The sequence below is a fragment of the Chitinophaga sp. genome, assembly GCF_035538455.1.
In the GTDB taxonomy this organism is placed as follows: Bacteria; Bacteroidota; Bacteroidia; order Chitinophagales; family Chitinophagaceae; genus Chitinophaga.
Window position 1 is genome coordinate 1 of record NZ_DATLKJ010000150.1, and the last position, 17,547, is coordinate 17,547.

General features: G+C 47.3%; 8 protein-coding genes. All 8 read right to left on the reverse strand.

The window, feature by feature from the left end; all coding sequences use genetic code 11:
• Positions 1-28 precede the first annotated feature (28 nt).
• The 8 genes from VM802_RS17675 to VM802_RS17710 all read right to left on the reverse strand — a co-directional run bounded on the left by VM802_RS17675 (position 29) and on the right by VM802_RS17710 (position 17,461).
• Complete coding sequence (locus VM802_RS17675) at positions 29-1,408, reverse strand: di-heme oxidoreductase family protein (protein ID WP_325532910.1); 1,380 nt, start codon at positions 1,406-1,408, stop codon at positions 29-31.
• Between the two features lie 6 nt (positions 1,409-1,414).
• Positions 1,415-2,500: an imelysin family protein gene (locus tag VM802_RS17680; protein ID WP_325532912.1), complete on the reverse strand. Its 1,086-nt coding sequence runs from the start codon at positions 2,498-2,500 to the stop codon at positions 1,415-1,417.
• A gap of 20 nt (positions 2,501-2,520) precedes the next feature.
• The gene (locus VM802_RS17685; RefSeq protein ID WP_325532914.1) at positions 2,521-2,955 is read right to left on the reverse strand and encodes a QcrA and Rieske domain-containing protein; all 435 of its coding nucleotides are present in this window, start codon (positions 2,953-2,955) and stop codon (positions 2,521-2,523) included.
• A gap of 19 nt (positions 2,956-2,974) precedes the next feature.
• Positions 2,975-4,225 (reverse strand): hypothetical protein, encoded by a 1,251-nt coding sequence (locus VM802_RS17690; RefSeq protein WP_325532916.1) that lies wholly within the window; start codon positions 4,223-4,225, stop codon positions 2,975-2,977.
• Positions 4,226-4,612: 387 nt separating this feature from the next.
• The gene (locus tag VM802_RS17695; RefSeq protein WP_325532918.1) at positions 4,613-7,099 is read right to left on the reverse strand and encodes a Calx-beta domain-containing protein; all 2,487 of its coding nucleotides are present in this window, start codon (positions 7,097-7,099) and stop codon (positions 4,613-4,615) included.
• Positions 7,100-7,127: 28 nt separating this feature from the next.
• Positions 7,128-9,209, reverse strand: coding sequence for an OmpA family protein (locus tag VM802_RS17700; RefSeq protein ID WP_325532920.1), 2,082 nt, complete (start codon positions 9,207-9,209; stop codon positions 7,128-7,130).
• A 33-nt stretch (positions 9,210-9,242) separates the two neighbouring features.
• On the reverse strand, positions 9,243-10,157 hold the full coding sequence (locus VM802_RS17705; RefSeq protein WP_325532922.1) for a PorP/SprF family type IX secretion system membrane protein: 915 nt from the start codon (positions 10,155-10,157) through the stop codon (positions 9,243-9,245).
• Positions 10,158-10,222: 65 nt separating this feature from the next.
• Positions 10,223-17,461 carry a Calx-beta domain-containing protein gene (locus VM802_RS17710; RefSeq protein ID WP_325532924.1) on the reverse strand — a complete coding sequence of 2,413 codons (7,239 nt, stop codon included), beginning with the start codon at positions 17,459-17,461 and terminating at the stop codon, positions 10,223-10,225.
• Positions 17,462-17,547: the final 86 nt, after the last annotated feature.

Below are 17,547 nucleotides of genomic sequence, written 5' to 3' on the forward strand. Positions count from 1 at the left end.
AAAAGATGCTATTTTTTAATGTTTTAAATTATAAGGAACGAAGGAAAAGTATCAGATTTTCTCTATCATTCTTTGATAATTTAGTAAACTGTGTTTTACTTGATGCAGCCTCTCCATCATGCCAGAGCACAGCTTCCTCCAATGTTCTTGCCCTGCCATCGTGCAGATAGAAAGGCACACCGTTCGTTTTTTCAAACAATCCTATTCCCCACAATGCCGGTGTTTTCCATTCACGTGCATCCGCAAGGAAATCAGGACGCCCGTCTGATAAGCCTTCCCCGAGGTCATGCAACAGCAGATCTGTATAAGGGTGAATACGCTGATGGCTCAATGCCTTGAATCGTACGTCCGTCCCCGTTACGATGGTAGGAATATGGCAGCTGGCGCACCCTGTCTGCGCAAACAGTACTTCGCCCTGTTGTATCTGCGGGTCCGTTACATTCCTTCGTGCCGGCACTGCCAATGTCCTGATATAAAACACGGTGGCATTCAGAATGGTATCAGGCAGTTCAGGATCATCGTTCAAACCATCATACTGAGGTTGTCCAAAACTACTTTCCTGCGGAAACACGTAGCTGGTAACGCCCATATCCTGCTGATATGCAGCTGCTACCTGCGTTAGCAACGTAGCAGTATTGGCTTTCATACCATATCGTCCCAGCATCATTTTGCCACTTGCAGGATCATAAACATAATTAGCTTTTCCACTGATACCATTATTTTCTTTAGCCTGCTGGGCTGCAAAGCCTTTGATGGTAGCTTCCGGAATAAGATCCAGCAAACCGAGGCCAAAGAAAGGCGGCGCCATACGGGCCGAAATCATCAGGTTACCGGGCAAAGGTTTGTAAGAGTTCAGCAGCTTATATACAGGCCGGTGCAATACCGCTGTATTACCATCGGGATAAGTAAATGTTTCATCTACATAAGTGATATCCACCTTGGCTTCCGGTTGTTTTCCAAAATTTGACCTATCCTGCAACTGCAAGCCAAATCCAGGAACAGACACGGGGCCGCCATGTTCGTCACTGCCAGGCACACTTAAACGAACCAGCAGCGATGAAGTATTCAATCCTGCAGTAGGGCTTCCTTTACCATCGTTGTGATGACAGCTCTTACAGCTTACGTTATTGAAAATAGGCCCCAGTCCACTGTTTACAGGCGCCGGCGCTGTTACAAATGTCTGATCCGACTGTGCATCTCCAAGATCATGCATGTGTTGCTCTACCACATCCATCCCGGGAATAGAATGCCCGAAAGCCCTGCTGGTGACATCAAAAATGGTAGACTCCCCACCACTCAGCCGGGGATCGTAAAGGCTGTCGTCTGGTGTTTCTGCTTTCCTGCACATCATGAGCAATGCGGGGAAAGACAACAACAGGATAGCGCCATAAAGTTTTTTATTTCGCATCGCCTGTTAGTCAGTAATATTTTTAACAACAAAATCATTCAGCTGTGTGCCCAATACATCATTCAGTTCTTTGATCGCCTTCATTACATTCTGGCACTGTGTTCTCTGCGTAATAATCGCTTCTTCATACGGCACTGTAATCGCATTGAATGAATTAATGGCTGCCTGGAATTTCTCCTGCAACAGCTTATTCAACGCAGCATTCTTCACAGATACTACCTGATCAAGCCCAACGCCTTTGTTACCGAGGAAGTTACCTGTATATACATTGTAAGCACCTATCATATTGTTTTTGAAATCCGCCACAGAGTTACCACTGAAAGGAGATTCCACCGTTTTAGGATCAGACGCGTCGAATGGCTCTTTCATCTTTCCTCCGCCCACTTCTTCACAGATATCTGTCATAGCTGTAACAACAGCCAAATACACATCCTGCTTTTTATGATAAAGCGCACTACCGCTGCCCGCAGTCAGCACTTTGACGCCATAGTCGCCGCCGGAAGAAATCCAGCTGCTATACAATTTCTGACAGGTATTTTTAAGATCAAGGGTAAGACTCGTGATATATTTCATTTCACGGCCGCCAATGTCTGCCGCTTTACGTTTTCCATCAGCTCCCCACAGTACATATTCAATCGGATGATAACCTCTCAGTGATAATGGCAACCCTTCAATATCGTTGATCTCAAGTGCATTGCTACTACCGATAACTGAGTCCAGCTGTACCCTGTCCACCGGCCATGTATCCATATTGGGGTCATGATTATCATCTTCCACTGGTCCGAAAAGAAAGCCTTCACATTGCTCCCAGGTGCTGCGCATATCCCGCCATGCATCCTTGGCGGCTGCCAGGTTGGCCTCTGTAGGCGTAGCTTTGAGTATGGTCACTTTATCATTGAAGGTAGATGCTTTTTGTGCGAGATCTTTATAACCGGGGATAGCAGTCTTACTGACAAAGTCGGTTATAAAAGTATTTTTCAGTGTATTGAAATCTGTGCCGCCACCTTTATCAACGGTATCACTTTTGGCACAGGAGATCAGGCCCGTTGCAAACAGGCCAACTATGGCCACGGCTATATTTTTAACAGTCATAATTTGTAGCGTTAGATTAGTTAAACATGAATGATCAGATTGCTTTGCTGTATCTCTGTTTTCAGCTGCAGCAGGTGTACGGAAGCGGGACCTTTCTTTACATTACCTTCTGTATCGAATACGCTGCCATGTACCATGCACGTATATCCATTGCCGGTAGGGGTAAGCGGATTGTGCTGATGTGTGCAGCGTAGCAGCAACGCTTCGTAAGTGTTATCGGGCTTTTTCTTTACCGCAATTTCGTATGCATAGCTACGCGGACTTATAATCTGCGATACACCCGCATCGAAGAGATTTAACGGCACTTCCACCTGGCTGCCGTTCATATTTGCTTTATAGCCTTTGATAGCCGTTCCACAGGATTCCAGGAAATCGGCCATCGATAATCCTACAGCGCCAATCAAACAGGCTTTGCAGGTACCTTTCAAAAATTCCCTCCTGTTACTGTTTTTCATACCAATAAGAGATTGATGGTTAAAAGGAGTACCCGATACCGATGTTCAGAAAAGTATTACTGGTTTTATAAGGTACGCGTACAGGACTAGGATTAATAACCAGATCAGGGTTCTCATCACCTGTATGCATCAGTCTTACATCGGCTTTGATCACTACATTCGGGATAGGCAGATAGCCTAAACCCACAATGAGGTGCTGTTGTTTTTCTGTGCCATCATAAATGGCGTTGGCAGGGGTAGCACTGTTCAGGTCAAACATTTCATAACGGGCAAACAGATTCAGCTGTTGGTCCTTGTAGCGGTGGCTTTTCTCCAGGAGATTATAGGCCCCTTCCAGGTAGGCTCCATACATGCCTTTGCTGGTGTTGTTGGCGTAAGCTCTGTTCACCTGCGATGCGTCCGGGAATACCACGGAGGTCCCCAGCAGCTTGAACGCAAATCCATTCCTTGCATATTGTATATCCGCTTCACCGAGATATAATGGAAGCGCAGCCATGCCATAGCTCAACTCCAGGCTGTCGGACTTTCTTTTGTTCAAACCATTTGTGCCGCCTGCATAGCCGGACACCTGGAATTTAAAGTCTTTCCAGAAGTATTGTACAGAAGCGGCAATGGCGAGGTTATTGGCGAATGCCCCCTGCCCTTCTGCCCGGCCTTCCTTAAATCCTGTTCCGTGCGCAAATGCAGCAGAGTTAAGACCATTTACAAGTGCAATGCTGTAAGTAAGGGGTAATCGCCGTAAGCGGCCGTAGAAACCAACTCCCAGCTCCCGCCAGGTAGCGGGGATCACCACTTGTTCCACCAGCGGACGCTCTACACCATTAAAATTCACCGGTAAATGGTTTTCATTCAGCAACCCGATACGGGGAATAAACAAACCCGCTACAATATACTGGCGCGGATTCAGGTTGAAACGCAGGTAAGCCTGCTCCATGGCTAATTCTCCGGCGAAGCCGTTGTTTTCCTGTCCTACGCCCGCTTTGGCATTTTCCAGTTCCATTTCACTGAAAAAAGAAATCCTTGCATTGAACTGATGACCTACAAATAATACGGCACGTTCGAGGGTTGCGAAAGAGGTTTTTTCATTAAAGTTTCTCTGGTAGAACGCTGATCCATAGCCGGAAATCACGGTTTTGTTCTTTGCAATCCCTGCGTTAAGCGAATCTTCATTGGTTGTTAAAATGAGCCTTTGTGCGGGCGTTAGCTGTTGGGCATAAGTAGCTGCCGACATTAATAAGCCGCCCAGGAGGACGGAAACTGCTTTTTTCATGGTACAAATTTTCTACAATGCTTACTTGTGACCTATGCTAATCAGGAAATTTTTATTTACGATTATTCTTTATTTGTTAAGGAAAATATAAAATATTCAATCTGACCATTTTACGCTGTCATCACTTGTATCGATACTAATAATTTCTGACAATAGTTTACGAGAAACGGAAATTTTCAATCCCCATTAAAAAAAATTCCCGCATATAGAATATGCGGGAACGTATGTAGTCAGAAGTGCGTATATCAGTTAATAAGGATCGGTATTTCTGCTGGAGTCAGAAGCCAGGATAAAGGATAATGCTGCAGGCAAGCAGGTTTCCGTTTTGATGTTTAGCTGAGATCTTATACTGCAACATTACCTGTGACTGGCTCCTGACTCTGGATATTATTTATTGGATGTCAGCATGGTGCCTTCATCGTTGTCATCATCATGTATTACAGCTATGGCCTTGTTCAGCTTCAGCTCTGGCGAAACACGCAGCATACCCGCATTTGCAGCTGCGGTCACATCGCGCAGCTTCACAGCCACGAGCGCATCACTTTCTTTAACACGGTCGTTAACAAGCGCCACCTGTATATCTGTTTCGCTGAATGCACAGTCGCCGGTAATTTTCACCATGTCGCCGTTCATAATCACATAGTCTTTACCATATGATGCTGTGCTGGCGGAATCCACACCGAAGTAGATGTTGATATCGCTGCCGGTACAGTTAGTCTGCACAGATTGATCTGCTGCTTTCACGAGAATACATTTGAACATGCTTACCGGTGCAGTGGCAGATTCATTGGCATCCGTAAGCTTTACGAGCGTAATATAAGCTGCCTGGTCCTGGATGTACTGAGAGGCGGAGATAGAGGTCACATCGCCGTTATAACCTACTACAGCTTCGTTATCGGCTTTGATTTCGCTGAGCACGAGTACTACTGTTTCAGCAAGCTCGAAGCGGTTGTCGTCTTTCACTTTCACGGAAAGGCTCGCGGTGGTAGCGCCGCTATCGATCACAAAAGGAGCTTTGATGCTGCTTACGAAGTCAGCACCCGGCAATGCGGTTCCGTTGCCAAACTTATAAGTCAAACGAACCGGTTTAGAAGTGGCATTCACCAATGGTGTATTATCACGTTTAAATAAACCAGCTGAGAAAACAACGTCGGTATTAGGCTCTCCACCGTTTGTACCGCCGATGAATTTCACCATGGCTGGCTGGTCGAGTATAGTTACTTCGCCTTTGGCTTTGGTCAGATACAGATCAGATGCATCCAATACCTCTACATGGAACGCTTCCTTACCTTCCAGCAGGTTATCGCTCTTCACCGGTATCTGGATGGTTTTGGAGATAATAGCTCCTGCTGCGAACTCTGAAGGCACAAAGGAGATTGTTCCTTCTGTTACATCAAAGTCGCCGGAGCCTGCACTTCCTTTATGCGGTATTGTTTTGTAATGTACATTCACCGGAGTCCGCACGCCATTACTTCTCAGGAAACCTGACAGGGTAATGGTGAGTGTTGCATTGGAGAGGCCGTTCAGTGGCTCAGATACAGTGATGTCATTGATGGAAACACCATGGCTGATCTTAATAATACGGTTGCCGTCCTCATCTCCGCCGCCGGCTGCCAGGATTTCGCCTGAGGGGCTCATCAGCAGGGATGCGAGAGATGTCTTACTATCGTATTTGCCCAGTTGTTTATCAAACATCATTTCACCATCAGGTGTCAATTTGATGAGGCGATAACCTTCCTTTGCCACTACGCAGATCTCATCGTCTTCTGTCAATAAGAGGTGCTGGAATACGGAACCAGTATTCTTATTTACTACCATAGTGCCGTCAGGCAGCAGCTTCACGATCTTACCAGTGTTAGTGCCGGTGTTACCGCCGGCGGCCACCACTTTACCGTTCTTACCAACTTCGAGTGCATACAGCGCTGCATCCACTTCTTTATTGAACAGCTCCGTACCGTCAGGACGGAGTTTTACGATACGTCCTTTGTCTTTCTCCTCTGCGCATGCGAAGATCTGACCCAGATCATTTACACGCATGGCATTGAATTTACCATCCACAGTGCTGTATTCTTTATCGAATACCACCTGGCCTTCTGTGTTCACTTTGGAAATGCGGCTGGCGTTGCCGGTACCATAGGCTCCACCGCCCATAGCCAACACTGCACCATCTTCCAGTAACAGCATCTTTTCAAATACGGCACCTGGTTTACCAAAAGAAAGCTCATATTGTTTTTCTCCCTGGCCATCCACTTTTACCATATATGCTTTACCCTGTCCGTCTCCAACATCTCCGCCCACAGCGATGATATTTTCATCTTCATCTACCAGCGCATTGTTAAACACGTTATGGGAACCAAATCCTTTGTCGAATGTAATCTTACCGTCCGGCGCCATTTTAGTGATGCGGGCCTGTGCTGGTTTACTACCATCCACACCTACCATGATGTAGTTACCGTGACGGTCTGTAATGATCTTTGTGAAATAGCCGCCCTGGCCATTTCCGATACTCTTATCAAATATCACTTCGCCAGTGGACGACAGCTTTGTAACGCGCGCGTTACCATAAGCGATAGTACCGCCGCCTACTGCCACCAGTTCTCCTTTCGGCAGTAACAGCAGATCCTGGTAAGCCACCAGTCCGCCCTTGTTCAGGCGGGTATTGTAAATAACATTTCCTGTGGATGATAACCGTGTAATACAACCGTTATCAGCACCACCACCGATGGCAACAATGGCATTGTTCTCCGCTATCGCCAGTTTCTTATACTGGTTCTTCGGCGCCCCCATGCTCTTGTTAAACACAACCGGCATTTCCTGCGCGAAGGACTGTGAGCCCATCGCCAGTAACAGCATTAGTGAAGCAATCTTGTTCATTTTATAAATTTGATATACGCAAAAAAAGTTACAAAATCCTGATCTCGCAGCGGCGGTTGACGCCCTGCTGCTGAATAAAAGCCTCTCTGTCCGTGTTCAGGCTGCCATGGCCGGAAGCCAGCACCGGACGTGTAGATCCAAAATAATTTGCCTGTACTTTGCCGGCATCCACTCCCCTGCTCAGCAGACATTCCCGTATGTACTCAGCGCGGTTCCTTGACAAAGCAAGGTTGTAACGTTCGGTACCGATAATGTCTGTATGCCCGTTGATAACGATCATGCGGGCGGGATGGGCTTTCCAGAGATAAAAAATAGAATCGAGCTTGTGCCATTCCTGATCCTGCGGCACAAAGGAATTGAGATCGTAATAGATAACTCCCGGCATCTTCAGCATTGTCCTCGCTGCCTTCGACAGGCTGTCGGTTACCGTTACATACTGCGCTGCGGGGCCAGTAGCCGTGGTCGCTGACGTTGTTGAACTTGCGGTGGTTGTTACCAGCGGCTGCATCGTAAAGCTGTTGGAATTCTGCCAGGGAATCATTTCAGGAGAGCTGTTCACAGGTGCATCGGAATATTCCCGAACGGCTCTCACTTCTGCCTTACTAACGGTAAAGGGTATACTGTCAGCTGCTTTCACAGTCTTTACGGCCACCTTCTCCGCCAGCTGGTTATCATAGCTTCTGTCGCCCGTTAATGTCAGCTGATGGCGGTCATCCGTTGCATTCAAGGTATAAGGCACTTTATCATCATCTTTTGCCGGCTTGCCAGGATAAGGCAGGTCCAACTGTTTCAAAGGATTTTTCTTCAGGTTCAGCACGTAGATATGATCATTATCATGTGCGCCGGAACGATCTGATGTAAAGTACAGCAGCAATCTCGCTTCATCCAGCACAGGATTCAGATCATCGAACTGCGTATTCACAGGATAAGGCAGATGTACCGCCCCTTCTTCCGGTTTTCTGACATTGATCACGAATATATCCAGCCCGCCGAAACCACGCAGGCCGTTGGAAGAAAAGAACAACTTGTCTTCTATAATAAAAGGATACAATTCGTTGCCATTGGTATTTACGCTCGGGCCCAGGTTGACAGGGGCTTTCCAGCGTTTCTCCGCCTTATCCCAGTCAGCATAGTAAATATCAGTCCCCCCGAAGCCCCCCGGCATATCAGATGCAAAGTACAAACGTTTACCATTCGATGCAACTGAAGGATGCAGGAAAGAAGAAGATTCATCACTTTTTCCCAGTCTCACCGGCTGTGGCTTGCTCCACATATCATGATTCGGCTGGTAGATGGATGACAACAATTGCGTGCCGTTATTATAATTGATGTAAGAATTCTTTTCATTCTTCACATCCGTAAACCTGTTGGAAGTATAGATCACCTGCTGACCCTTATCAAAGAATGAGGCAGGCCCCACCTGCAACACACCACGCAGACTGTTATTGAATGGCTCCACGCCATCCTCGGAGATCATATACAGCTTTGAGTTGGTATAGAAAGACTGCGCATCTGTTTTCTTGAAATCGTTGGAAAGGAAAACAATATTCTCCTTGTAGAGTGCCAGTCCGTACTGATAACCGGCAAGATTCAAACGCAGGCTGTCTACACGTATGTTCTGGAGAGAATCCCTGTTGAAGAAGGTATAATAATCCTTCAGCGATTCCTGGAGGTTACTGAAACGTGCGTTATTCTTATAGCTCTTCGCATAGATAGCGCTGATCTCCTTTGCTTTCAATACCCTGCCGGTACGTTTAAGCAGGTCAATGTAATTGGTAACATCCGAAACCAGTATGTCCGGAGCCGGCTTATACAGCAGCTCATCATAAAGGCTCACCGTTTTTTCAAACTGCCGCGTTTCAAAATAAATACGCGCCAGCTGGAACTTTGCCTGTCTTACAGCGTTCTCATTACCGCCGTCATTGATCACTTCCGAGCAAAGTGACACTGCTTTTTCAAACTCCTGTCTTTTATACAAACGCTCTGCGCGTTTGACTTTAGTGATGCCGTTCCCGCCTACCTTTATATGGTTATTAATGAGTGCACAGGAACCACACAACAGTACCCCTCCCATAAACAGCGACAGGTACTTTAACTGATATTTTCGCATAACGTTCCTTAATTATGTTTGGTTTAACAATACTTAGAAATACCGCGGGGCCACCACTTTCCACTTCGACCAGGAGAACCGGTAGTTGACCATCAGCTCATGCGATACCGTCTGCGCCCCTTTCAGATTGGATTGCATCGGCGAATCATAAGAATAGCCGATCTGCAGGTTTTTGGTAGCCTGCACCTGAATCAAGCCGGTGATCGTTTTCTCAGAACGCCACGACGCGCCCAGCCATACCAGATTCTTCAGCAGTACGTTGGCATTCAGATCATACTGGAAGCCTGTACCCTTCACCATGCGCAACAACACATTAGGCTTCAGCTTGACATCTTCATTGAGGGTAAAAAGATAGCCCGACTGAATGTAATAGTGCGATTGCACAACCACCTTGTTCACACTATTGCCAAGATCGAAACTCTTGAAGGTAGGAGAAGAAATTCCCACAAAGAACCTGTCTGTAAACAGCATGAAACCAAATCCTATATCCGTTTTCCAATAACTCTGATTATGGGCAAAAGCCGGATCGGTAGTAGTAAGGGAAAGGTTATCCTCGCGGAACTGCGACATCCCGCCCTTCAGCCCCAATGCCAGGTAAAGCTTCTCATTAAGCTTTACGCGCTGTGAGATGTTGAAGTTTACGGCAGTCTGCGAGTTTACTGTGATCTTCTCATTCATCAACGACACACCAATACTGGTATTGGATGCTTTCAGCGGCGTATAAAAAGATGCGGTAGCCGTTTTAGGCGCACCCTCCACCCCCACCCACTGATTGCGGCCAACAGCAGTGAGACTGGAAGATTCATCCATAGATGGATAAGCGGGGTTGATGATCATACCGTTAAACATGTACTGGGAGTATATCGGCTCCTGCTGCGCCTGTACCCGCAGGTAGCAGCACCAGCATAAAACGGTTATCCACAGTGCTTTCATAAGAAATTTGTTCATAGGTATCAGCTTATAATATTTTTCAAAATCATCCTGCTAAACAATGCATCCATTTCGTGTAACCATTATCGTTTGATCACAATGTAGCCGGTAACGTTTTGCTCCTTACCACCCACCCATACACGGATGTTGTAGAAGTAAGAACCGTCCGGCACATCCGCCCCTGCATTACCACCGGTATTGGACTTGCCTCTGAAGTTATTGGACTTGTTATCGTAGTTACTCAGTTTGAACACCGTGCCACCCCAGCGGTTAAAGATCACCACTTCATTTTTCGGGTACTTCTCAATGTTCTCGATGTACATCGCGTCGTTACCGATGCCGTCATTATTCGGCGAGATAGCCGGATGCACGCGGATCTTGCCATCTATACCATCGAGGTAATTGAGATTACGGTTTTTGTCTACATTCCACCTGCTTACAGAATCAGGTACACCATCGTTGTCAGAATCAAGATCCAGGAAGTTGGGAATACCATCGTTATCTGTATCATCATCAAACGGATCTCCGTTCCCATTGATATCTTCCTGTTCGTCTGTGAGTCCGTCGCCGTCTGTGTCACATTTACGGCACATCGCGTCATCGTTGAGGATCACGCCGGTAGCGGCGTCAGGGGCGCTTATTACTGGTGTATGCTGACCAGAAGGCACACTCACCGTCTTCATGCGAACAATAAACGTTTCGTTCTGCTCGAAGGCCGTATCGCCGATAATATTCACCGCTATCTTTCCGCCATCCTGCAATGCAGGAATTACTGTCTGCCTGGTAGTGTTTTCAAAATCTACACCTGGCGTAGCTTTGAAGTCCATATACGGGAAACTCACGCCATCAGTCGATTCTTCGAAATCGTAATTCACAGTGATTGCCCTGGAGCTCTTGCGGTTCATCTTGATGTCAAAGATCAGCGGCGTGATTTCTCCTGTGTTGCCTTCCTTCACTTTGAACTTATCTGCTGCAAAAGTGAGTGTAAGCGGATCGTTATCAGTAATGGACACATTAGCCTCTGCCACTGCGCCAGCTTTGTACAGCGGTGTACTGTTGCTGCCGCTGTAAGGCAGTATAACAGCCTTCAGGAACCCGTCATCGTCGTTGATGTCATTATCTGTTACGGTCACCGTGAAGGTATATTCCGGTTGCAATGCAGGATAGTTCACTGTAATGATATTGCCACTGGCGGTACCACCTGCTACGGTAAAGGTTCTTGCAGCATCCTGGTCTATTTTGATCCTCACAGGTATATCGTGTGCCGCAGTAGAAGCAGACTTCAGTGTCAGCTTCACAGCGTCGCCTTCATTAGCAGTAGTTACTGCACTATAAAGGTCTACGATGAGGGTATCATTGTCATGGATCAGTACATCCGCTTTAGAAGCAACTGAAGAGAGCGGCCAGGTTACGCCCGCAATGGACGCAGACACTGATTGCAGCTGCAGCTGTACATTCTCATCTCCTTCTACAATTTTGTTGTCAATCGGGTCTACCTGTATATCGGTGCTATTCTTTCCCGCCGGGATGACGATGGTGCCATTTAATTTTTTATACCGGCTATCGGCAACAGCAGTACCACCTACAATATAATTCACTGTTACATCTTTCACAGCAGTCAGCTGCGCATTAGTAAAGCGTATTCTGAAAGTGCCTGGCGTAGCAGGTTCTGAAGCATCCGCAATTTTCTCTGCCATCATCTCACGCTCAGTAGCCTTCGGACCGGTAGCATCACTTTCATCATCATGGATATTCATTCTCACAGTATCCAGGTCGTTCACATCAAAGGCAATATTGTTGCCGAAGCGTTTCATCTGCGCCAACATCAGCGCTGTTCTGACCTCCTCATCTCCTTCGATTACCTTATTGTCTACGATATTAACGGGAACGTCTACACTGTTTTTACCGGCCGGGATCACGGCAGAAGTCTGTATCGGTGCAATATTGGTAGTCCCGGCAATACTGCTCACATAGAACACCACTTTCACATCTGCCGCAGCGGTGCTGTTACCTGCCAGCTTGATCGTGTAGATACCGCTCGTAGCTGGTTCTGAAGCATCTCTGCCTTTCAACAGTTTTACATTCATATCACCGGTTTCAGGAATAATCAGCTGTCCGGGCTGTGTAATCAGGTAACCCGGCGTAACCAGTTGCGCGTTGAGTTGCAATTGCTCATTTCCTTCCAGTACGTTATCATCCGTAATCTGCAGCTGATACTGCTTACTATGTTGCAGTGCAGGTAAGGTCACTTGTGCAGGCAGACCGCTATAATCAGCATTATCTGCTGTGGATACTACGCTTCTGTTGATGTTGATGATAAGATCTTCGGAAGATGAAATATTGTTGTTGACGAAACCGAAGGTGACGGCTGTTGTATGCCCTTCAAAGATGGACGAAGAGTCGATGCGCATCTCCATCTTCAGGTTGGAAGGATCCAGACGTGTAGCATCATCAATGGTAACACTCAGGCTATCGCCCTTCATCCCTGACCAATTCTGAGGTGTGGCCACTACCCACAGCAGTTCATCTTTCTCCAATATGAAATCGGTGTTGGCTGTAAATGTTACATTAATATCTGGCGTGTTAGCTGGCAGTGTCACTTGTGCTGGCAGGTTGCTGAGGTCACTGGCGCTGGCAACAGATAATGCGCCGGTAGCCAATCCTATATTGATAGCCTTAGCCGCAGTTACTTTCGGCGCCAGGGAAATCTTCAGGGTATAACTGTCGCCTTCTTTCACATGCGTACCGGGCGTTACAGACGTTACAAAGATGCGGCCTGTAGCAGGATCATCATGTGTTCTGTCCCGGATAGTGATGGTCTTTCCATCCACTTTCATATTGGGATCGCCGGTAGTGGCAGTAAATACAATTGTTTCATCGTCTTCCAGGATGAAATCTGCCAGCGCTTTCAGCTCAAAGGTAGCTGCACCGGATTGCTGTCCCTTTTTGATTACTATATCAAAAGGAGATGTTAAGGCGCTGTGGTCAGTATCAATCGCAGTGGAAGCCACTCCATCTTTAGACACATGTACCACAATATCACGACCTGCCTGCAGGCCATTAGGCAGCTGTGCTCCTAGCACGGCGCCAGCGCCGCCTTCGTCAATGGCATCCAGCGTACTTGTAAGCGTAATATTGGATGGCAGCGGATATTGCGCAGGATCATCCTTGATCACCACGTTGAACGGTTGTATGCTGAAGGTGCTGATGAGATCTGTAGCAGAAGGCGTGATGGTAAAATCTTCGTCACCTTCCACAAAGTTGTCTTTATTAATTACCAAAGTCGTGGTAGTGCTATTACCTGCATTCAGGATAACAGTTCCAGACAGCGTATAGTCAGGTCCTGCTTCCGCAGTACCGGCTGTCTGCGGTAACTGGATAACAATCGGCACTTCAGTAGTGATACCGGCGGGCAGACTGAACGTCGCTACTGACTGGTCCCCCTCTGTTAACGGAGACGCTTTTGAAAGTGCTACATCCAGTTTCAGATTAGCCGGAATGGTCCTTGTCACATCGGTGATGGAAAGCGTCAGATCGTTGGTCGTATAACCGTTGGCGGTAGCGTGCAGTAACAGTGATTCATTCTTTTCCAGCACATTGTCGGTTTGTGCATTCACCACATCAAATGTAGCAGTCTTTTGTCCTGGCAACAGTTCCAGTGTGGTGGTCAGCAGCTGGTAATCGTTCTTCGCGGCATCCGCTTCAGATGCAGGATCAACGCTTAACTGTATGGTCACTTTCTTAGCAGAAGCATATGGCATAGATACAGTTACACGCATCTTTTGCCCTTCCGGTATGGCAGTGATATCTGGCGTAAGTGTAATATTCCTGGCGCCAGGCTGATTGATCGTATTATCTGTTATGTTGATCACGGCGCTGGTAGCAGGTACGTTGATGTTGCCGGGATTACCATCCAGCTTAACAGTGGCATCATCATCTGTGATGTCGTTGCTGTTGGCTGTAAAGTTGGTGGTAGCCGAACTCTTGCCAACAGGGATGACAATGCTGGCTGGCAGCGGCTGATAACGGCTTACATCTGCCGTAGAAGCGGCATCGTCCCTTACAAGGGATATAGTCAGCGGAACCGCTGCGACCCAGTCGAATGGCAACGCCGCGGTGATCATAGTACTACTGCCTTCTGCAACGTTGGCAGGAGACGCACTCAGCGTAACCGGCGATGCAGCCGGAATAGGATATTGTTTATCGTTGATAGTAAAATCAAAGGTCGATGGATTGACGGTATAGGTAGTTGTATAATCGTCTGTCACTGTCGGTTTGATGGTAAGCATCTCCTGCATTTCCACCAGCTTGTCGGCAGCAATATCCAGCTGCGCAGTAGTGGTGGTTGTCGGAGGTGTGAAGGTCAGACTGGATGGCATTGTGTAATCATCATTACGTGTAGCCGTTCCGGTAAGCGCCAGCGATACATACAGCGGGATCTCGGTTGACACCCCGGCAGGCAGGCTGAAAGTAGCTACGGTATTGTTGCCTTCATCCAGGTTGTTCACCGGCAGCAACATGCTCACCACAGTATTCAGTGGGTCTTTCCTGGTGAGGTCATTGATCACGATCTTGGTATCATTCACTGTATATCCCGCGGCGGTGCCGGAAATAAAGAGCGCTTCGTCCTTTTCCAGGATCTTATCTGCAGTGGCGCGGACCACATCTGTTACCGTATATTCACCGGTTGTGTTAGCAGGTAATTTGAGAGAAGATACCAGCAGACTGAAATCGGTATCAGCAGCTTCGGTGCCTGTAGGTTTTTTGCTGAGCGCCACGGTAATATCTTTGGCTGCGCTCACACCGGCGGGCAACGACAAGGTGAATGAGGTGATGTCTCCTTCATTCAGTGGAGACTTCACCGCTTTCAGCGTGATCGTCTTCAGTGCCGGGTCTGTCTTGTCATGTATCTTCAAAGTCACATCTCCTCCGATAGGTACATTCGCAACGGCGGTACTGCCGTGTATTACAATCTCGCGGTCATCGTCCAGCACCTGGTTGGGATCAGCGGAGATCACAGCATTCTGTGACACCAGCTGATCTTTAGCGATCGTGAGAGAGGGTGGTAACCCTTTATAGGAACCGGCTGCAGCAGTAGATGCTGCAGCCGCTGCTACGTCAATCTTTATATCGAGCTCCGTTGTCCAACCCGCAGGCAACGCTGCAGAAAGTGTAGAGCCGGCCCCCCCTTCATCAATATCTGTAACAGAGAGCTTCAATATGATCGGTGTGGCAGCGGGCAAAGGAATGTCTTCAATATTAACAGTAACAGCAGGCGCAGAAAAAACGGTAGCCGTTCCGTCACTTGCCGCAGGTGTCAGGATCAGGGTTTCCGTACCTTCTATCCGCTTGTCGTCTTTCAACACCAAAGGCACTGCAACGGCAGTACTTCCACTGATAACCAGCTTTGCGGGCAGTGCATCGTAATCTGTACCCTCCGTAGCAGTACCGCTTCTGAGAATAGTAACGTTGATGGGAATATCGGTAGTCACACCAGCAGGCAGACTCGCATTCAGTATACCGTTGAAACCTTCTGTCAGATTAAAAGGAGCGGTACTGTTGCCGTCAACAGTGATACTCACCAACGTATTTTCTACGTGGTTACGTGTATCATCCGTGATGGTAACTTCCGGACTGGTTGCCGTTTTGGGTTGCCCCATTACGTCAGCAGTAGCTTTGAGTGTAAACTTCTCCGGGTTCTCAAGTACTTTATCCGCAACGAGATCTACCGGCACTTCGGCATAGTTGCTGCCATTGGCGATAATAATGGGAACGATGATTTTATAGTCAGTGTTCTCAATAGCAGTACCGCCGGTTACTGTTACGACATTAACTGGAATATCTTCCGTAGCCAGTACACCGGAAGGCAAACTCACCTTACCTTTCAGTATGGTGCCTTCATTGGCAGAGGTAGCCGGGAAGGTGAATGTAAGGGTACGGTCTTCATCATCTGTAATAGTATAAACTGAGGCTATCTTGGCCCCCAGCTTCACCAGCTGATTACATGAGTTTTCCAGCTGCAGGGTCATGTGCCGGTTATACTCCAGCCGGTTGTTGCCGATAACAGTGATATTATCCACCGGTACAAAAGTTGCCGTCGTATAATCACCAGCAGGGATCATGAAGCCTGATTCAAAGTTGTAGTCCACGCCAGGCACTGCTACATTCTTCTCTCCTGGCGCAGGCGCCGTCACTTTCATCTTTATGAAAGTCGGAATCTTCAATATGCCTCCTGAAACCTTCAGCCTCAGACCAGGAGTTTTGTGATTGTTCCCTGCATTGCCTTCCGGATCTGCCGCTACATCACCTTCAAATTCAACGGTCACCGCGGAGCTGCCGGTGCTCACAGGTTGGGTGATCATTTGTGCCCTTGCCGCAACAATATCATTGAAGTTGATGTCTTCACCATATCCAACAAGCACCCTTGTACCAATCGATTGATCCCTCACCTTTCCATTATCATCAATATCCATTTTCACCTCTACCGCCATCCCCCGCTCTGAGCTCGCACTTCCGCCGGACATACTCACAATGTTCTGCAGGGTCATATCATCACCACCATTAGGAATATAGTTACGCTGGTTAACTGCACCATAGAAATAGCTTTTGAATGTATCGAAAGCCGCAAATGCATGTGCGAACGGCCCGGCAGCACCGGGACAATCACCTGCCTCCCTGCTCCCCCCCAGGATACTATTGTCTGCCGCCTTAAAACCATAACCACAGTAACTGTTTACACCCGCAGTATTGGTAGGTGCCGTATAAGTATAAGCAGGATTCTGCTGCATTACCACATACTCCGAAAGATAGAGGTGCGGAGAATAACCGTAGTTGTCACTGGTGAGGGTATAGTCTACCGTAAAGTATTTGTTGGGTACTACATAGCTGATGGTAGTAGTAATATAGAGATCATAGTTCTCCATATCCTTTGTTTTGCTGTAGATGCTTACGCGGTAAGGTCTCGCAGCAGAACCATCTCCTACAGTGGGTGTCACTTCACATACCTGTCCCATGGATGTGTAAAACACCGGCATTACGCCCTGCTTAAGACGCAATGAAGAAACAATACCACGCGGATCATTACCCGCACTCGATGGCCAATAGGTTTCTGTTTTGCCGAGGCGCATTACTTTGTATGAACCGTCGTCATAAACGCTTATACTCATTCCTTTAGATGGATCTGTGCCACCGCCGGTAGAATTTATCGTGCTCGTCAATGTTTGCGCCTGTAACCGCGTGCCTGCAAACAATAAGAAGAAAAACAGGGCTATGCCAGACGTAACATACTGATTGACTTTCATAGAATAGGACAGGAGTAACATATAAACGTGTAAAATTTCTATTTATACATATAAGATTTTAGTCAGAAAATAAAGAAATGGTTCTTCGTAAAAACTTGATATGCTTT